At 66.0% G+C, this 17,492-nt stretch carries 15 protein-coding genes; 8 read left to right on the forward strand and 7 right to left on the reverse strand.

Annotated elements, in window-relative coordinates:
* Nucleotides 1-188: 188 nt before the first annotated feature.
* Nucleotides 189-545 (forward strand): hypothetical protein, encoded by a 357-nt coding sequence (locus tag ABIB29_RS06070; protein WP_354170965.1) that lies wholly within the window; start codon nucleotides 189-191, stop codon nucleotides 543-545.
* A gap of 153 nt (nucleotides 546-698) precedes the next feature.
* Here ABIB29_RS06070 and ABIB29_RS06075 read toward each other — a convergent pair whose 3' ends face one another.
* Nucleotides 699-1,421 (reverse strand): dienelactone hydrolase family protein, encoded by a 723-nt coding sequence (locus ABIB29_RS06075; protein ID WP_354170967.1) that lies wholly within the window; start codon nucleotides 1,419-1,421, stop codon nucleotides 699-701.
* Nucleotides 1,422-1,646: 225 nt separating this feature from the next.
* Between ABIB29_RS06075 and ABIB29_RS06080 the strand changes: the two genes are divergently transcribed.
* Together ABIB29_RS06080 and ABIB29_RS06085 are read left to right on the forward strand one after the other, a co-directional pair.
* Complete coding sequence (locus ABIB29_RS06080; protein WP_354170969.1) at nucleotides 1,647-3,812, forward strand: transglycosylase domain-containing protein; 2,166 nt, start codon at nucleotides 1,647-1,649, stop codon at nucleotides 3,810-3,812.
* A 663-nt stretch (nucleotides 3,813-4,475) separates the two neighbouring features.
* The gene (locus ABIB29_RS06085; protein WP_354170971.1) at nucleotides 4,476-4,652 is read left to right on the forward strand and encodes a CsbD family protein; all 177 of its coding nucleotides are present in this window, start codon (nucleotides 4,476-4,478) and stop codon (nucleotides 4,650-4,652) included.
* A gap of 88 nt (nucleotides 4,653-4,740) precedes the next feature.
* Here ABIB29_RS06085 and ABIB29_RS06090 read toward each other — a convergent pair whose 3' ends face one another.
* A complete protein-coding gene (locus tag ABIB29_RS06090; RefSeq protein WP_354170972.1) occupies nucleotides 4,741-5,475 on the reverse strand; it encodes an NUDIX hydrolase in 735 nt (244 codons plus the stop codon).
* Nucleotides 5,476-5,582: 107 nt separating this feature from the next.
* Between ABIB29_RS06090 and ABIB29_RS06095 the strand changes: the two genes are divergently transcribed.
* From ABIB29_RS06095 to ABIB29_RS06105, 3 genes are all read left to right on the forward strand, one after another.
* Nucleotides 5,583-6,644, forward strand: a complete 1,062-nt coding sequence (locus tag ABIB29_RS06095) for an SPFH domain-containing protein (RefSeq protein ID WP_354170974.1) — start codon at nucleotides 5,583-5,585, stop codon at nucleotides 6,642-6,644.
* Nucleotides 6,645-6,653: 9 nt separating this feature from the next.
* Nucleotides 6,654-7,556, forward strand: a complete 903-nt coding sequence (locus tag ABIB29_RS06100; RefSeq protein WP_354170976.1) for a diacylglycerol kinase catalytic domain-containing protein — start codon at nucleotides 6,654-6,656, stop codon at nucleotides 7,554-7,556.
* Nucleotides 7,557-7,662: 106 nt separating this feature from the next.
* On the forward strand, nucleotides 7,663-9,441 hold the full coding sequence (locus ABIB29_RS06105) for an HNH endonuclease signature motif containing protein (RefSeq protein WP_354170977.1): 1,779 nt from the start codon (nucleotides 7,663-7,665) through the stop codon (nucleotides 9,439-9,441).
* A gap of 12 nt (nucleotides 9,442-9,453) precedes the next feature.
* Here the strand turns inward: ABIB29_RS06105 and ABIB29_RS06110 are convergent, their stop codons facing one another.
* The 3 genes from ABIB29_RS06110 to ABIB29_RS06120 form a co-directional block, all read right to left on the reverse strand.
* Nucleotides 9,454-10,134, reverse strand: a complete 681-nt coding sequence (locus ABIB29_RS06110; RefSeq protein ID WP_354170979.1) for a DNA alkylation repair protein — start codon at nucleotides 10,132-10,134, stop codon at nucleotides 9,454-9,456.
* A 537-nt stretch (nucleotides 10,135-10,671) separates the two neighbouring features.
* Nucleotides 10,672-11,760 (reverse strand): class I SAM-dependent methyltransferase, encoded by a 1,089-nt coding sequence (locus tag ABIB29_RS06115; RefSeq protein ID WP_354170981.1) that lies wholly within the window; start codon nucleotides 11,758-11,760, stop codon nucleotides 10,672-10,674.
* A gap of 172 nt (nucleotides 11,761-11,932) precedes the next feature.
* Nucleotides 11,933-13,555 carry a LuxR C-terminal-related transcriptional regulator gene (locus ABIB29_RS06120; RefSeq protein WP_354170983.1) on the reverse strand — a complete coding sequence of 541 codons (1,623 nt, stop codon included), beginning with the start codon at nucleotides 13,553-13,555 and terminating at the stop codon, nucleotides 11,933-11,935.
* Between the two features lie 307 nt (nucleotides 13,556-13,862).
* On the opposite strand from ABIB29_RS06120, the gene ABIB29_RS06125 reads away from it, so the two are divergent.
* Nucleotides 13,863-14,936, forward strand: coding sequence for a DNA polymerase IV (locus tag ABIB29_RS06125; protein ID WP_502915557.1), 1,074 nt, complete (start codon nucleotides 13,863-13,865; stop codon nucleotides 14,934-14,936).
* A 512-nt stretch (nucleotides 14,937-15,448) separates the two neighbouring features.
* Entirely contained in the window at nucleotides 15,449-15,826 is a 378-nt protein-coding gene (locus ABIB29_RS06130) for a VOC family protein (protein WP_354170985.1), read from the forward strand.
* A gap of 133 nt (nucleotides 15,827-15,959) precedes the next feature.
* On the opposite strand, the gene ABIB29_RS06135 is transcribed toward ABIB29_RS06130, so the two are convergent.
* Entirely contained in the window at nucleotides 15,960-16,817 is an 858-nt protein-coding gene (locus tag ABIB29_RS06135) for a 3-hydroxyacyl-CoA dehydrogenase (protein WP_354170987.1), read from the reverse strand.
* A 24-nt stretch (nucleotides 16,818-16,841) separates the two neighbouring features.
* Nucleotides 16,842-17,474: a TetR/AcrR family transcriptional regulator gene (locus ABIB29_RS06140; protein WP_354171108.1), complete on the reverse strand. Its 633-nt coding sequence runs from the start codon at nucleotides 17,472-17,474 to the stop codon at nucleotides 16,842-16,844.
* Nucleotides 17,475-17,492: the final 18 nt, after the last annotated feature.

Below are 17,492 nucleotides of genomic sequence, written 5' to 3' on the forward strand. Positions count from 1 at the left end.
GTCAGTCAGCGGCCGTATCTGATTCGTAGAGAGATAGTGTCTATGACAAGCAAACTGGATGGCAACCTTGCCGTGAACACGGATTCCGGCACCGTCGTCGTCACCTCTTTCGTGGAACCCACCCTCGCTCATATCCACGCACGTGCCCCCGTGCCCCGCCAAACCGCTCCTCCGCGGGAGTTGGCGGCTTGACGATCTACCGCCAGGTTCCTCAAGGCGTCCCGTCCGCGCAGATCTTCGGCACGTTCCGGCGCTGGCCGCTATTGCCCTCCGCCGAGCTTCTTCGGCTCCAGGCAACACTCAAGCAGTGTTTCGAGCTCGACAGGTCCGAGGCTGCCCAGGACCTGCTGAGGCTCGTCACGCAGGAACTCCAGCTGCGGAGCGTGGAGGAGCCTGCGGATGCCCGCAGGCTGTCCGGACCCCCGGGGCCGCCCTCGGACCGCCCGGTCACCCGTGGGAAGAGTGGGCGCAACGGTCGGTCCCGGTACGACCAGTCAGGCCCGGCAAACGGACAGGCCGGACCGTTCCGGGCACCGCGGGCATAGCGCTCTCCGTCATTGTTGTGTTGCGGCTATGTACCCCTTTGAGCCACCGCGCACAGATTCGCGCGGCCGCACAAGTGCCAGGTAAGCCGTCACAACACCGGCTGCAGCGGTGGTAGCTCCGGCTGCGAAACGCCCAATGCGGTGCTCGGAGTGTCATCGTGTCTCCCCCTCAGGGCTCAGGTGCTGCCCAAAAAATGCGAGGATGCGCCGGCGTGCGTCCCGGGCTGAGGGCTCGTGGTAGCCGGCCGCCACCAGTTTCGCGAGCAGGGTGTCCCCGAAGGTCAGATCCGAAGGGCCGTGCTGGTTGAGGAAGCCGTGGCCTGCGCCGGGGTAGACCTTGATGTCATGGTCCACCCCGGCGGCGGCGAGCAGCGGCTCCAGCCGGGCAGGCACCTTGCGTACCCCCGGCCAGCGGTCCTTGGCGCCGTAGCTGCCAACGATCGGGCAGGCGCGGGGCATCGTCCGCGCCGTTGCGCCGTCCAGTCCCCCGTAGTTCACGCTGGCCGCAGCGAAGTCATGATCGGGGGCCAGCATGAGGGCGAAGCCTCCGCCCATGCAGAACCCGATGACCCCGATCCTGCCTGTGCAGTCATCGCGTGCGGCCAGCCATGCGCGGGCGCGGTCCAGGTCACCGAGCGGACGCCAGCCGCGGATCAGGGACCAGAGGCACCCCGCCCTGCTGCTCCAGTAGAACAGGTCCGGTGCCACCGCGAGGTAGCCCTCGCCGGCCAGCCAGTCCGCCTGTCCGCGGGTATCACGGCTCAGGCCGAGTGCGTCATGGATAACAACGACGCCGGGCCACGGACCTTCGCCAGCCGGTACCGAAATGTAGGCAGGCATCTCTCCGCGTTCAGTGCCAATGGTCGCCTCTGCCATGAGGGCCTCCCAGGCCGCCCGAAGGAATTCCAAAGAGATGTCCGGTCTATCAGCACGGGACTGGAGGCGGGAAGAGTCCTTGGCCCCAACAACGTCCCGGACCGGATCCGGGCTGCTTCTGCCAGCGACACAGCCCTGGCCGTTTGAGTACCTCCGGCACTGGCCCTTCGGCGGGGTCCCGGCGTACTCTGAGCACAGATTTTGAGCGCGACAGCTGGACAGAAAATGGCGCCGAAGAAACGAATTGGATCTCGTCTGGCCGCGGCCCTTTGGAGGGTCCTCGGATTCTTAACACTGAGTGCGATCTGCGGTGTTCTGGTCGCCAGTCTGGCGATCCCCGGCGTCGCTGCTGCCGGCGTTGCCGTCAGCAGGTCAATCACCTTCTTCAATAACCTCCCCGCTGAGCTGGCGGTTGAACCGCCGGCGCAGTCCACCAAAGTGCTGAGCGCGGACGGGAAGCCGGTAGCCACCTTCTTCGCGGAGAACCGCGTGAAGGTCAGGCTGGACCAGATGTCCCCCTACATCAGGGACGCGATTGTCGCCATCGAGGACAGCCGCTTCTACGAGCACGCCGGCGTCGACCCGCAGGGGATCCTCCGGGCGCTCACCTCCAACCTGACCAGTGGCAGCAGGCAGGGCGCATCCACGCTGACCCAGCAGTACGTAACGAACGTGATCAATGAGTCCCTGTTGTCGGCGGACAGGAGCGATCAGGTCATCCTCAGCGGGCAGAAGAGCATCGGCGACAAGGTGCGGGAGATGAAGCTGGCCCTCGAGCTGGAAAAGAAATTCACGAAGGACCAGATCCTTGAGGGCTATCTCAATATTGTGTTCTTCAACCGGGACGCGTACGGCATTGAAGCTGCAGCCCGGCATTTCTTCAGCACCACAGCCGGGGACCTGACCCTGCCGCAGGCCGCCCTGCTCGCCGGCCTGGTCAACAGCCCCAGCTTCTACGATCCTGCCGCCCAGCCGGAAAACTCCATCAAGCGGCGCAACCAGGTCCTGGACAAAATGCTCAGCGATGGGAAAATCCTCCAAGCTGATCATGACGCCGCCGTCGCCAGCGGTGTCGAGCTGAAGATCACGCCTGCAAAGCAGGGGTGCTCGGCGGCTGACATGGCGCCGTACTTCTGCGACTACGTCTCCCACCTGATCCTCAACAACCCGGCGTACGGGGTCGACGCCACGGCTCGCGAGAAGAAGCTGTACCGCGGCGGCCTGACCATCACCACTACGCTGGACAGCAGGCTGCAGGCGGCCGCGCAGGCTCAGGTAGACGCCACGGCCGGGGCCAACCCGGACAAGTGGGGTGCGTCGCTGGTCTCGATCGGACCAGGCACCGGCAAGATCCTCGCGATGGCGCAAAACACCGTGTTTCTTCCCGCCGCCGGGAAATTCGATACCCAGCTGAACTTCAACGTGGATTCCAAGGACGCCAGTGGTAATGACCTGAACGGCGCCGGCGGGTTCCAGCCCGGGTCCACGATGAAACCGTTCACCTTCGCGGAATGGCTCAATGAAGGCAAGTCCATGGTCGCCGAGGTGGACGCCGCCCGGCGGACTTATCCGTTGGACTTCCCGTGGAAGTCCAGCTGTGGAAAGGTCCTCGGGGCCTACAATTCGGCTGAAAAGGCCCTCGGCGCCGCGGACGACCTGCAGAACAACGACGAGGGCTACTACCGCAAAATGCCCGTCAATTACGGCCTGTATAACTCCATCAACACCGCCACCTTCGCTGAGGCCGCCGAGCTGGACTTCTGCGGCATCCAGAGAATGGTGGATACCGTGGGACTTCACAGTGGCGTGGACAACGCCCCGGTGAACATGCACCAGCTGGGCAACCTGCTGGGCGCCATTGGTGTGGCGCCGCTGGTGCTGGCCAACGCGTTTGCCACGTTCGCCGCCGACGGCAAGTATTGCGCCCCGATCGCCATCACGGACGTGACCGATGCGGCGGGACGGGAGCTGCCGGCCCAGTTCAGCGACTGTCGCAGCGCGGTTAAGCCCGAGGTAGCCCGCGGCGTGAACTCCGTGCTCCAGGACGTGATGAAACTGGGGTCCGGAATCTACATCGAACCCAAGGTCCACACCCGCTTCCCGGTCGCCGCCAAGACCGGCACGTCCAACAATAACGGCGCCACCTGGGTGGTCGGCTACACCAGCGCTCTGGCGACCGCGTCCTTCTTCGGCGACGCGCTGGAAGGACAAAAACGGCCCGGCCAGAACGTCACTATCAACGGCAAGTTCTACAAGAACATTGACGGCTACATGCTCGCCGGCCCGCAGTGGGCGAATTACATGCTCGAGGTCGCGGGGCTCTATTCCGCCGAGGCTTTTCCGCCGCCGCCGGAGTCCATGACCAAGCCGCCTGAACCGCCAGGTCCGTGAAGTGGGGCGCAGCAGGCAGGCGCCCTGATGTTGCTGGCCTGGACAGCGCCGATGCACGACGGCGGGTCTTCCCGCCGTCGTCCATCGGCGTTTTTCTCACTGCCCGTCCATTTGCCTGCTAGATGCGCTCTCGGCTGCCAGGTCGCTTTCCAAGTCACCGGTAGGGCTGATACTGGAATCAGGCGCCGGAAACCTCGGTTGCTTTCGATCGGATGAACTCATGGTCCTCCTGGGATAGGACCGTCTCGCCGTGCTGCCCGCTGGCAAGATCTTCCCCTGTTTCTTTCGACACAACCGTGGTGAGGGTCCTCGGAAGGATCTGGCAGCCGGGGTTCTCAATGAGCCACTTTTGCGTTGCAGGGTCCAAGCGGTCCCAATGGTCCTTTATTTGCATCTGACGATGCCGCCTTCCTTCTCGATATGCGGGTTCAGGGTGCACCATGGTGTTCTGCGAGGGGATATCAGGCACGCACCAGCCCACAAAGTAACGCCTTACCGATGAGGAAGGCAAGGGTCCAAATTCCTGAAAACCATGGGTGCCGGGCAGCCGCACCGGACTGCGTCCATCCAAATGAGAACTCCTTCTTGAAATACTGGCCATAAGCATGCTTAGTATGGTGGTGTGGCCGGATCGATCGGCTGCCCACCAGAGGAGGAACCATCATGGGAATAGGCGACAAGATTCAGAACGCTGCCGAGAAGGCTGGCGGTAAGGGCAAAGAAGCTGCGGGGAACGCCACGGGCGATGACAGCCTCAAGGCTGAAGGCCAAGCAGACCAGAGCAAAGCTGATTTGAAGCAGGCCGGCGAGAAGGTCAAGGACGCCTTCAAAAAGGACTGATCCAAACGCAGGCGAAGGGCGCATCGCAATGGTGCGCCCTTCGTTATGCCCGGACGAAGCCGGCGTATCCCCGATAGCCCGCCACACCTCAGCCGCGCGGTCGCATGAGCGGTGGGTTCAGCACCGCCCTGGTTGGCTGGCCAGCGGCCGGACGGGCGGTGCCGGCCAGCCGGAATAGCGCTGCCGGGCGGCCGGTCTCCCCCGTCGTCATCCGCCCTGTGTCTTCCAGGAATCCAGGCGTGCCCGTGGCCTTGCGGTGGAAATTCCGTGCATCCAGGCGCGTGCCCCACACGGCCTCATACACGGCCCGAAGCTGGGCGACAGTGAACTCCTCGCCACAAAAGGCCGCCCCCAGCGGCGAGTACTCAAGCTTTGACCTTGCCCGTTCCAAGGCGTCAGCGAGGATCTGCCCATGGTCAAAGGCCAGCTGCAATTCCCCCTCCAGAACCTGGCCAACTGGATACCAGGCGGCGTGCTCGGCGTCGCTCCCGGCGGACAGGACAGGAAAGTTGGGTGCGAGCAGCAGGTGGGCCACAGTGAGTACATCCCCGCGCGGGTCCCGCCCCCCCGGGCCGTAGCTCCCCAACTGTTCCAGGTGGCCGGGGACCTGCTCGACGCCGGCTTCCTCCGCCAGTTCGCGGCTCGCCGCAGTCACCAGGTCCTCGCCGGTCAGCACGAAACCGCCGGGCAGCGCGAGCCTGCCGCGGAACGGCTCGATGAGGCGGGTGACAAGCAGGACATTCAGGTTCTCGTCCAACACGGTGAGGGCGACGACGTCGACCGTCACCGGGAAGCACGCAGGCGACGGATGGGATTCAGGCATGAACCCATCGTAGATATTTATCGTCACATTGACAATAACTCGCGGCGTCTCCTATGGTTTAGTTATCGTCAGCTTGACGAGAACAATGAACCTTTGAGGAGAACCCCATGGCCAGCATCAAGCGCTACCCCTGGATCAGCCACTTCCTGGGCAGTCCCACCGGCCACGTCGTCCATCTGCAGAAGGGGCAGGTCCGGCACCAGGGTGTGGGCCAAGCCTTCTGGTTCCGGCCGGCGAACTCCGTGCTGAGCGAGGTTCCCGTGGATGACCAGGAACTGCCGACTCTGTTCCACGCCATCACCCGAGACCACCAGGACGTGAGCGTCCAGGCCAATGTCACCTACCGCTTCATCGACCCGGTCTCCGTTTCCACCCGGCTCGACTTTGGTCTCCAGCCGGCCGGCTCGGCCCAGGCGACCGGGAAGGAGCAGGTGGCCACCATCATCGGCCAGCTGTGCCAGAGCCACGCCATCGACCAGATCGCCACCACCACACTCGCCGAGGCCCTGGAGCGCGGAGTGAGCCAGCTCCGCAGCGTCCTCACCGAAGCCCTCCGTGCGGACACCCGGCTTCAGTCCACGGGCATCGAGATCCTTGCGGTGCAGGTTCTGGCAGTCCGGCCGGAGTCCGACGTCGAAAGGGCACTGCAGACGCCGGTCAGGGAACAGCTCCAGGCCGAAGCGGACCGAGCCGTGTACGAGCGCCGGGCTGTCGCCGTCGAGCGCGAACGGACCATCTCCGAGAACGAAATGGCGAGCCAGATCGAACTGGCCACCCGTCGCGAACACCTGGTCACCCAGGAAGGTGCCAACGCACGGCGCCAGGCCGAGGAAAAAGCCGCCGCAGGGCTCATCGAGGCGCAGGCTTCAGCCGAACGCCAGGGCATCAACGCCTCCGCCGAAGCGAACCAGATCCGACTGGTCGGCGAGGCGGCCGCGGCACGCGAGGCCGCGACCATGGAGGTTTACCGGGACATGGAACAAGCAACCCTGCTGGCACTGGCACTGCGCGATGCAGCCGCATCACTGCCCAACATCGGGAGCCTCACCATCACCCCGGACCTGCTCAGCGGAGCTCTCGCCGGGCTGTTCAGGGAACCTGCGGGCAGCGCGGTTCCGGCTGCTGCGGCCGGCGTCGTGGCGGGCACCGGCGGCCGGGTCGGGAAGTAGGATCCGGTCATGGCAAACCCCCGTCTCGTTATCGTCCACCGGCGGACCGAGCTCCAGGAACTCCTTGACCGGCACGCCACCCGTGGCCAGGCCGAATTCTTCCTCCGGACCCGCGGCCGCACGCTCCAGGATGTGCAGGAGCGCCATGACGGGCTCACCGCAGCGCTGGCGACCGTCCGCGCCGCGGTTCCGGCCGAGTGGCGCCACGCCGAAGTGGAGCGCGCCGACCTGAGCCGCTTCCTGCTCACCCCGGAGGACATCATTGCTGTTGTTGGTCAGGACGGGCTCGTGGCCAACGCGGCGAAGTATCTCAACGGCCAGCCCGTCATCGGGATAGATCCGGAACCGGGAACGAATCCAGGTGTCCTGGTCCGGCACACGCCCGATGCGACGGCAAAGCTGCTGAGGGAGGCCGGCCTTTCCGGCCCGGTGAAACGACTGCGCTGCCAGGAACTCGCCACAGTGACAGCCCGGCTCGACGACGGGCAGGAACTCTCGGGGCTCAACGAGGTGTTCATCGGGCACGCCTCGCACCAGTCGGCCCGATACCAGCTCACAACCCCGGGCGGGCTGGCCGAGCGCCATTCTTCTTCTGGCCTGATCGTTTCCACTGGCACGGGTGCCACCGGCTGGTGCGCCTCCATCGCTCTGGAACGCGGAGGGCGTGCCTTGCCGGCACCAACGGATCCCCGGCTCGCGTGGTTCGTCCGCGAGGCGTGGCCCTCCCCCATCACCGGGACCTCCCTGACCGAGGGCGTGCTGGCGGCGGGCGAAACACTCCGCGTCACCGTCGCCTCCGACCAGCTCGTGGTGTTCGGCGACGGCATGGAGGACGACCGGCTCACCGCATCCTGGGGCCAGGAAATTATGGTGCAGTTGGGCGAACGGCCGCTGCGGCTGGTGGATCCATAACCTGGCTCCCACCGCCCGCAGCGTTGCCGTCGTCGTACTTTCCAGTGAAGCGTCCCCGGGGTTCGGCGGAGCAAGAATTGTCATAGCCATCTTCTAGTCTGGGCGTATGGAAAGCACGGTGTGGAGTGCGGAGGCCAGGGAGGCCCTGGCGGCTGTCGCGGCGTCCGTTGCTGCGCTGGCTGTTTTCGCTTCGGGCGGGGACGGCGCTGATCGGTCCGGCGCAGATCCGCTTCGGGGTGCCGAGTCTGATCCGTTGAGGGCTGATCCGTTGTGGGAGCTGGCGGATGGCTGCCTGGACGGTATGACCGGCGTGGCGCGGGTGGAGGCCGGGATGGCCGCGCTGAAGGTTTGGCTGACCGCGGACTACGCGGACGCGGCCCGGGCGCTGGCGTCCCCGGCAGCGTCCCTGCGGGACCACACGGTCCAGGAGATGGCTTTGGTCGCGGAGGTCGCGGGTGTCCTGACGGTCAGTGAACACGCCGCCGGTGCCCTGCTGGGTGAGAGCCAGGCCCTGACGACGTCGCTCCCGCTGACCCTGGGAGCTTTGCAGGCCGGGACGATCTCCTGGGCCCACGCCCGGATCATGGTGGACGAAACCGGCAACCTGGATCCGGCCGGGGCGGCCGCGCTGGAGGCGCACTTCCTGGACCCGGACGCCCCGGACCCGGCCCGGGGCTGCCCGGCCGGTGAGCTCGTGCCGGGACGGTTCCGCGCCAAGGCCCGCACGTGGCGGGAACGCCACCACCCGGTCAGCATCGAAAAACGCCACACCAGGTGTGCCGCGGACCGGCGGGTCGAGTACGTCCCGGACCGGGACGGGATGGCCTGGCTCTCCGCGTACCTCCCGGCCGATACAGCGGCGGGGATCTGGGAGCGGACCACCGCCGCGGCCCGGGCCCTGCAGGGCCCGGACGAGCCCCGGACCCTCACCCAGCTCCGCGCCGACGTCGCCGCGACCTTGCTCCTCGGCAACAACACCACGGGCAGCGGCAGCGGCGCCGATGCCGGTACCAATGCCCTGGCCGATGGCAACGGCGGGTGCGGGGGTGTGCCGGTCCCGCGGGCGCAGGTCCTGGTCACCGTCCCGGTCCTGTCCCTCCTCGGCGCCGGGGAGGAACCCGCGACCCTCGACGGGTTTGGGCCGATCCCGCCGTCGATGGCCCGGGCCCTGGTCGCCGACGGTGCGGTTTCCTTCTACCGGGTCCTGACGGACCCGCGTGACGGGGCGCCGCTGGAAATCGGCCGGACCAGCTACCGGCTCACGAAGGCTATGCGCCACTGGCTCCGGCTCCGCGACGGCCGATGCCCCTTCCCCGGCTGCAACAACCACTCGCTGGACAACGACGCCGACCACCTTCTGGCCTCGGCCGACGGCGGCACCACCGGAATCACCAACCTGGGCCAGCCCTGCCGCAAGCACCACCGGCTGAAACACGGCTCCGGCTGGACACCGGCCGGGGCCAGCAAACACAAACCGCCGGGCTGGACCTCACCGACAGGACGGCACTACCCCAGCGAACAGCAGGACTGGGAACCACCCGACTGGCCGCCCCACCTCCCGGCCACCGACACACTCCCGGACCCAGGACTGGACGAAAGTCTGCCCGCGGATCCGGGCCGGGATCCCGATCTGGACCTGCCCGCGGAGCCGGGTTGGAATCCCGATCTGGAACTGCCCGCGGAGCCGGGTTGGGATCCCGATCTGGAACTGCCGCCGGACCCCTTCACGGAGTGGCGCCTAAGCACCAGAGGCTACGAATTTCCCGTAACGGACACGGAGGTTCCGCTCTGGCCAACGCCCCTCGACGACAGAATTGGAGCCGTATCAGTGGCGGAAGCACTAGTGGCCGGGTTTTTGGCGGCTCATGATGATGCCCGGTCGTGAGCCTGAACCTTCCTACCTGTCGGGCTGTCGACGCACCATCTCGGTGATCCAAGCAGGCGCGAACGGAGACGTGCAGCCCGGGGACGTCGGGTAGTCCTTGAGTACCTCCAGACGCTCACCGATGTCGATTGCACGCGTGCGGTGCTCGGCGTGCTCGATCCCGATCTGAGCCAGGCAGTGGTTCATTGCCCACTGCAGGCGATCCGGGGAGCCCTTCATCTCCGCCTCGATGACGTTGAGCAGTCCGGCGAGGTCGAGACCCTCGGGTTTCTTCGTCACGCGTTCGGAGGTCAGCGCCCAGGCGGCACTCGCGACAAGTGGATCCGCATCGGCGGACCAGGCCAGGCGCAGTTCTTCGGAGTGAGGGTTCTTCTTCACCACGTAGTTCACTAGCCAGTCGTGCACCTTGGGTACTCGCGACTCGCGCAACATGCGGTCCAACTCGTCAGGCTCGAACGCCTTCGGACGGCAGATCAGGATCGCCAGCAGTCTCGCCGGGGTGTCATTTGTCTCCCATAGCCGGTGCGCGAGTTCCTGTTGTGTTTTCAGCCTCTTAGCCAGAGCACGCAATTTGCTCAGATTCACACCGTGATCGTCACCGTGTTTCTCGTTCACCTCACGTGCCCTCGGGTCTTCAAGCTGCGCCAGTTCGGCCATCACCTCGGCCACCGTCGTCTCAACCACCTCGGCCATCTCGGCCCCCTGTCTGTAGTATCGAAATCCCTATCGCACCATGCGGGCGTCGATAATCTCTGGAGCACCAGGGTCGGGTCTGGTCCGCACCATCGAACTCGAACCCGTTGCGAAGATGGAACGCCACCGCCCGAGGATTATCCCTCGCGCCCCACAACATGGAACGCAAAGCCGATGAGCTGCCCTCTGCTCTCCGCGATTCGGGGAGCACAGGCTCGCGCAGCGTGAACGGCATCACCACATCCTGCCAGAACGCTCGCCCCGGGGTGTGACGCTCCACTCAGAACTCGGGGCTCGACGCGTTCCGCGAGGCCGCAGTCCGCGGTGTTGCGGCCTAGGAACAATTCGAGTTCGGAAGGTGGCAACACTTCTTCTGGGTCGTTTCGGGAGGTCCGCAGCCTCAAGTTGCTCCCGGACAACGAACTGCTCTCGTACATGAACTGCTCCCCGAAAGTCAGAGCTGAATTCTCAGTCAGACTTCCGGGGAGCAGTTCACGGCAGGGTCGGGGCTCTTCGGATGCATGTTTGGCGGCAGCGTTACTTCCTGGCGATCGAGTAGGCGTTGAACGGATCCGATTCGATGTCCTTGGACTCCACGTTCGCGAAACCGGCGTCGGCGAGCATCGACAGCGCGAGCTGTTCGCCCCAGACGGTGCCCAGCCCGTCGCCGTCGAGACCGAGCGAAACGCTCATGCAGTGGAAGGTTGAAATCGCGTACAGGTAGCTGCCCCAGGGGAGCCCAATGTTCTCCTCCACCTTGCTGGATGCCTTGATGTCCACCATCAGGAAGATCCCGTCCGGCCGCAGCGCCCGGTGGATGTTGCGCAGCACCGCCGCCGGATGCGCCTGGTCATGGATGGCGTCGAAAGCCGTCACCGCGTCGAAGCGGGCCTCGACGTCCAGGCCGGCCACATCAACCACCTCGAAGCCGGCGTTCGCCAATCCCAACCGTTCCGCCTCGCCGCGGGCGGCACGGATGGCTCCCTCGGAGAAGTCGTAGCCGGTGAACCTGCTGGCGGGGAAAGCCTGGGCCATAAGGTTGATCGCGTGGCCGCTGCCGCAGCCGACGTCGGCGACATCGATCCCGGCCCTCAGACGTTCCGGCAGACCGGCAACCAACGGCAGGATCACGTCCAGCAGTGCTGCGTCGTGCACCGCCGCGCTGGTCTGGGCCATGTTCCGATGGAAGTGGGGGTAGTCCTCGTAGGACAGCCCGCTGCCGTGCCGGAAACGCTCGATGATCTTCTGTTCAACTTCGCCCATCATGGAAATGTGCTGCATCAAAACAGCCATGTTGTCCGGGCCCGCCGCGCTGGTCAGGACGGCAGCATGCTCGCGGGGCAGCCAGTACGTCCCGGCCGCCGGGTCGTAGCGGACCACCTGCGCCGCGGTCATTCCGCCCAGCCACTCGCGCACATAGCGCTCGTTTAGGTCGCTGGCGTCGGCTACCTGTTCGCTGGTGGCGCCAGGCAGGCCGGCCAGCGTCTCGAACAGACCGGTCTGGTGCCCAACGCTGGTCAGCAGGGCGACCGCGGCATCATTCAGGATCCCCACGAAGCGTCCGGCGAAAGCCTTGGAGGCCTCGGCGTCGAACTCCGCCAGTGATGTTTCTAGCTCGATGGTCATTGTCGTTCCTTCCTTTGCTACAGGCGTCTGTGCCTGATTGATTCCAGCGTAGGAATTTCCAGGTACCGCCGGCATCGGGCAAACGATGCGTTCTGTTTGGAGCCCATGGGGCGAATCATGCAGACGCCGGTCCGGCAGGTGCTGCCCGGCGATGGCCGGAAGGCAGCGGTAATTAGCGGCGCGGCTGCAGGCCGTGTTCGTGAGCCCAGGCTGCGGCGGCCGTGCGCGAGGAAACGCCGATCTTGGCATAGATGTTCGCCAGGTGCCTGCCGACCGTCTTCTGGCTGATGAACAATGCCTCGGCGGTTTGCTTGTTGCTGGCACCCGCAGCGGTGAACGCCAGCACGTCCGCCTCGCGCTCGGTCAGCCCGCCGGGAAGCCGGCCGCCGTCGAGCCGGCGGACATCCGGCAGGGCACCGAGTTCGCGATAGACCGCCAGCGCGGTCGCGGAATCCGCGGCGGCGACGCTGGACTGTCCCAGCCCGCGGTGCGCCTGGGCGAGCAGTTCGTAGGCTCTGGCTGTGTCGTATCGGGCGTGCTGGCCCCGGTATTCGTGGACGACGGCCTGCAGCAAGGGCAACGCCTCGGCGTGCTGAGACTGTGCGATCAGTAAGGCGGCCCGGGCCTGCCCGGCCCAGGCGCGGAAGCCGGCGGTGGCGAACACGGCTGCGGTTTCCTCCAGCCGGGCGCAGAGCCGCTCGGCCTCATCAAAGTGCCCGAGAGCGAGGGCGATTTCGACGCCGGACACCAGCAGCCGTGCACATGCCAGCCGGTCCCGCCCGGCCAAGGCGGCGCACAGTCCCGCCCACGCCGCCTCGTTCTTCCCGGCGGCATGCTGGAGCAGCGACTCGCCCGGCTGCGGTTCGGTCCCCAACTCCGATGCCCGGGCGTAGGCTTTCTCAGCGCCGCTGCTGTCCCCGCGAAGCCGGCGGATTTCGCCCAGCTGGTAGTAGGCCTCGCCCGCCACCAAGTTGTTCCGGCCCACGAGCCCCGCCCCGCTCTGTTCGATCGCATGCTCCGCCGCTTCCCAGCCGCCTTCGATGCTCAGCAGCTGAAGCCGGTGGACGCGGCAGATGCCGGCATACACCACGTCTCCTACGAACTGCTCGCCCCACTGCTCGGTGGCGTCAGTCCAGGCACGCATCCGGTGCAAGTCGGCCAGCTCGTGGCACGCGTGGATGACCGTGCAGTAGATTTCCCCTGCCCATTCCGGCGGCAGCCGGCCGGCGAGTACCGGAAGCATTGCCTCGTCCAGCTGGGCAAGGCCGGATGCGGTGCTGCCGCTGCGCAGGTCTGCCAGGCCGCCGATCACCAAACCGAGGGATGTGAGTGCGGGGACGCGCAGGCTCCGGCCCAAATCCTGCAACTTGGCCGCGGTCTCCCGCGCCGGGCCCAGGTCCGCAGGATCAAGCGCGAGGCTGGCCTCCAGGTAGAGCAGATAGCCGTGCTCCGGCCCTTCGGGAAGACCCTGCAGTAGTCCCCGGGCACGGCTCACCCAACCGGAAGCGATGACGACATCTCCACGGATGAACCACAGCAGCCCCAGGTGCAGGGCCTTCATGGCCGCATCTGATGCATCGCCGTCGTCCTGGAATCGGTGGTAGACGTCTTCGGAAACCTCGAAAGATTCCTTGACCTGACCTAGCCACCACGCGGCTCTGCCCAGGAGACTCAAGTCCCCCGTCTCCAGTTCCGACGATGCTCGGGCTTGGCTGAGCTGCCCGTAAGCGGCATGCCAGTCGCCGCGGGCGTACGCCGTCCGCGCTGTGGCCAGCAACCCGTCCAAGTTGTCCATCCCAGACACCACTTCAACGGTAGCGCCGCGGATAGCAGCCCGTCGAGAGGCCAGCCGGCGTCGCGCCAATGAATGACCGGCCTTTCGCGATGCGATGAAGCCCTCCGCCGGGTACTCGAAGAGCGTACCGGTCGACGAGCCCCATCTCGTGGCGCTGGCCCAGGCCGGCGCGGTGTTCCTCAAGGACAAAGGTCAAAACCTCAGAACGAGTAGCGAATGCGGCAGTGAGGCGCGATCTCCTCGGTGAGCGCGGTCAGCTCGGTGGAGAGCTGATGCTTACGAGTGATGTTTAGGGCAGACTGGTGGCGTGAGCGGAATCCGGTGGGTGCTGCACGTCGATCTCGACCAGTTCATCGCGGCGGTCGAAGTGCTGCGGCGGCCGGAGCTTGCGGGCAAGCCGATCATTGTCGGCGGCCGGGGCGACCCCACGGAACGAGCTGTGGTGTCGACCGCATCCTACGAAGCCAGGGCGTTTGGTGTGGGTTCCGGAATGCCCTTACGCATTGCGGCCCGGAAAGTGCCCGACGCTGTGATCCTGCCCGTCGATCAGGAGGCTTACCTCGCGGCGTCTGAAACGGTAATGGCTACCCTGCGCGCGCAGCCCGGCGCCACCGTGCAGGTGCTGGGTTGGGATGAAGCCTTTGTGGGCACTGAGACAGAGAATCCGGAAGCCTACGCCCGCCAGGTGCAGGCCGCTGTCCTGGAGCGAACGCAGCTGCATTGCAGCGTGGGCATCGGCGACACCCTGATCCGAGCCAAGGTCGCCACCGGTTTCGGCAAGCCGGCCGGTGTCTTCCGTCTCACTGCCGGGAACTGGCTCGAAGTCATGGGCAGTCGGCCCACCAAGGACCTGTGGGGCGTCGGAACCAAAGTGTCGGGCCGGCTGGCCATACTCGGCATCAACACAGTCGCCGAACTCGCCGCGTCCGACCCCCAATATCTGGTCCCGGAGTTTGGCCCCAAGATGGGTCCTTGGTACGCGGAGCTCGGACGCGGGGACGGCGCCAGCGTTGTGGATGGCACCCCGTGGGTTGCCCGCGGGCATAGCCGGGAGACCACCTTCCAGCGGGACCTGACCGAGCCCGCCCAGGTGGACGACGCCGTCCGGGAGCTGACAGCGCGTGTCCTTGAGGATGTTGTGGCCGAAGGACGGCCCGTGGTTGGGCTGACCCTCAAGGTTCGGTACGCGCCGTTCCTCACCAAAACCCATGCGAGGAAGATTCCCGAGACATTCGACCGGAACGACATCCTCGCACGGGCCTTGGACCTCGTAGCCGGAATCGAAGCGGGCCGTCCCATCCGACTCCTGGGCCTGCGGGCCGAAATGGCAATGCCCGAGGATGCCCGAAAGGGACATACGCCGACACGCGGCGGTTGGTGACGGCGTCGGCAGAACTTCGCTAGCGCCGGGCATCTCGCCCCCTACGCCGGACTCCCCCCGTCACCTGGCACTCCGGGTCCTCCATCCGCGGCGACCACGCCTGCCCACGGCAGTGTCCTGCCACTCGGGGTGAATCGTCTCCGCGCTGCGGCGGCCGAAGTTATCCAGCCGGTCCCAGCTGTACCACCCGCCCCCCTCTGGACCAACCAGGACCACACGCGCGAGCGGGGCGCCTCGATGGTCACTGCCATGGTCGCACTGCGGGTCCCATCAACGATGAGCCCGCTGCCTGGGTAGGTGCCCTGTGCTTCTTCGACGGTCGCTCCGGCCCGGACCACCCAGTTCGGCAAGCGGTAAGTCATTACGGTTCCCCCTCGGTGATCAGGTACTGCCGGATGCACGCGAGGACCCGCCGGCATCTCCCGGTCTATCAACGCCGGGTGGGCCAGGGAACAGTCCTTGGCCCCACCACGTGCCGGACCGGAGCCATCGTCACGGCGTATCGTGGTGCCATGTCCAGCCAATTAGCTGCTATTGCCATCGACGCGACCAGGCCAAAGGTGGTGGCCGACTTCTGGTGCGCCGTCCTCGGCTGGCGTGTTGTTGAAGAGGACGGTGACGTCATCAGCATCGCTCCGCAGGATGAGACCCGGCCTTCCATCGATGTGATCGCGGTGCCCGAGGCCAAGACCGTCAAGAACCGGCTGCACTTCGACCTGCGGGCAGACGGCGAGTCTACGGCCGACGAGCTGGAGCGCCTGCTCGGCCTCGGCGCGCAGCGCAAAGACGTGGGCCAGGGTCCGGACGCCAGTTGGGTGGTACTGGCTGATCCCGAGGGCAACGAGTTCTGCCTGCTGTCCCGATCGGTCCAGGACGTCGATCAGAAATAAGGGGTTCGGCAGTCAGAGACTCCCCCACACCTGTTGAACCGACGAATGGACAAGGCCGCGGCCCGCATCTTTTTCACCGGCTCCGCTGCCGGGCTGACCGGCGTCCAGCATTTCAGTCTCACGCTGCTCTGCCTCAGTAGGTGTAGAAGCCTTCACCCGTAGCGACGCCGAGCTTGCCCTCGTCGATGTAGTTGTCCTTCAGGTACTTGGCGAATGCCTGCGACCCGGCATCTGGTGAGGACGCGGCGATGTTGTAAGCGGTTCCCAGGCCCACGACGTCGTAGATCTGGAACGGTCCGCTCGGCGCTCCGGTGGCAATGCGCCAAGTTTTGTCGATCGTTTCCGGGCTGGCGATGCCCTGCAGCAGCAGGCCGGCGGCGGCGTTCAGGAGCGGGACCAGCAGCGAGTTCAGCACGTAGCCGGCCTTCTCCTTCTTGATCTCGATCGGCTCCAGCCCGCTGTTTCGGGCGAACTCGACGACGGCGTTGAACACCGCCGGGTCGGTATCGGCTGTGCCCATCACCTCGGCGATGTTCTGCGCCCAGATGTTGTTGGCGTAATGGATGGCGAGGAAGCGGTCGGGACGGCCGGTGGAATCTTTGAGGTCGCTGGGCAGCAGGGTTGAGGAGTTCGTGGCGAAAATGGACTTGGCCGGGGCCAGGTCCGCGAGCTTGCCGTAGACGTCCCGCTTGAGCTCGATCAGTTCGGGAACGGCCTCGATGACGAGGTCTGCGTCGGCGACGGCGTCCCCAAGGTCGGCGGTGAGGCGGAGGCTGTCGAGGGCTGCCTCAGCCTTGCCCTCCCCCGCGCCGGCGACTTTCTCGGCCCGGTAGATGCCGGCGAGCCGGGCGAAGCGGGCCCGGGCCTTCCCGAGGGCGTCGTCGTCAAGGTCGTAGGCCGTGACAGCGAATCCGTGGAAGGCGGCCTGGTAGGCGATTTGCGAGCCGAGCACTCCGGCGCCGAGCACGGTCACCGTCTTGATGTGGGGCATGCGAGTTTCCTTTCGACGCGGGCGTTAACGCCGGCCGGGGTTGACGGACCCGTAAATACTGCGGATCCAGATGGTTGATAAAACGTCCAGAGCACGGGACTCAGCGATGGCGGGACTCTCCTGGTTGAGTACCGCAGTGATCACCCGCTCGTTCATGAGGTTGAGGCTTACAGCGAGGTCGTGGGCGTCGATGCCCTTGGGCGCAGCCCCCCGGGCTTGCTCGGACCGGATGACGTCGGTCGAGAAGTCGGCCCAGGACTGCATCGACTTGGACCAGAGCGCACGCACCTGATCGTTCCGGGCGCGCGCTGCGATCGCCGCGGTGGCAACGCCGCGATGGGCCACGAACACCTCGACGAACATGCCAATGGATCGGGTCCACGCTCCCGCGGGATCAGTCTCGAAATGCCGCGGCAACCCACCGACCCGGTGTTCCACCTCGGTGATCACCCGGTCCAGGAGGGCCAGCAGCACCGCATCTTTGGAGGAGAAGTAGAAGTAGAAGGTGGGGCGAGATATGCCGGCGCCCCGGGCCAGTTCCTCGATCGATATGTCATCGAAGGCCCGCTCGCCCAGGAGCGCCTCCGCGGTGATAAGGATCGCGTCCTGGCGTTCATCGCCCGAGACCCGTGCGCTGCGTCTTCCCCGTTGAGCAATGCGCCCATCCTAACCCGA

This window comes from Arthrobacter sp. UYEF36 (assembly GCF_040547025.1).
Taxonomy (GTDB): domain Bacteria; phylum Actinomycetota; class Actinomycetes; order Actinomycetales; family Micrococcaceae; genus Arthrobacter.

Coding starts and splice junctions, on each gene's coding strand:
- ABIB29_RS06095 (WP_354170974.1), top strand. CDS start 5,583: ATGGCCAGCATCAAGCGCTACCCCTGGATCAGCCACTTCCTGGGCAGT.
- ABIB29_RS06105 (WP_354170977.1), top strand. CDS start 7,663: ATGGAAAGCACGGTGTGGAGTGCGGAGGCCAGGGAGGCCCTGGCGGCT.
- ABIB29_RS06135 (WP_354170987.1), bottom strand. CDS start 16,817: ATGCCCCACATCAAGACGGTGACCGTGCTCGGCGCCGGAGTGCTCGGC.
- ABIB29_RS06080 (WP_354170969.1), top strand. CDS start 1,647: ATGGCGCCGAAGAAACGAATTGGATCTCGTCTGGCCGCGGCCCTTTGG.
- ABIB29_RS06100 (WP_354170976.1), top strand. CDS start 6,654: ATGGCAAACCCCCGTCTCGTTATCGTCCACCGGCGGACCGAGCTCCAG.
- ABIB29_RS06130 (WP_354170985.1), top strand. CDS start 15,449: ATGTCCAGCCAATTAGCTGCTATTGCCATCGACGCGACCAGGCCAAAG.
- ABIB29_RS06075 (WP_354170967.1), bottom strand. CDS start 1,421: ATGGCAGAGGCGACCATTGGCACTGAACGCGGAGAGATGCCTGCCTAC.
- ABIB29_RS06085 (WP_354170971.1), top strand. CDS start 4,476: ATGGGAATAGGCGACAAGATTCAGAACGCTGCCGAGAAGGCTGGCGGT.
- ABIB29_RS06120 (WP_354170983.1), bottom strand. CDS start 13,555: ATGGACAACTTGGACGGGTTGCTGGCCACAGCGCGGACGGCGTACGCC.
- ABIB29_RS06110 (WP_354170979.1), bottom strand. CDS start 10,134: ATGGCCGAGGTGGTTGAGACGACGGTGGCCGAGGTGATGGCCGAACTG.
- ABIB29_RS06115 (WP_354170981.1), bottom strand. CDS start 11,760: ATGACCATCGAGCTAGAAACATCACTGGCGGAGTTCGACGCCGAGGCC.
- ABIB29_RS06090 (WP_354170972.1), bottom strand. CDS start 5,475: ATGCCTGAATCCCATCCGTCGCCTGCGTGCTTCCCGGTGACGGTCGAC.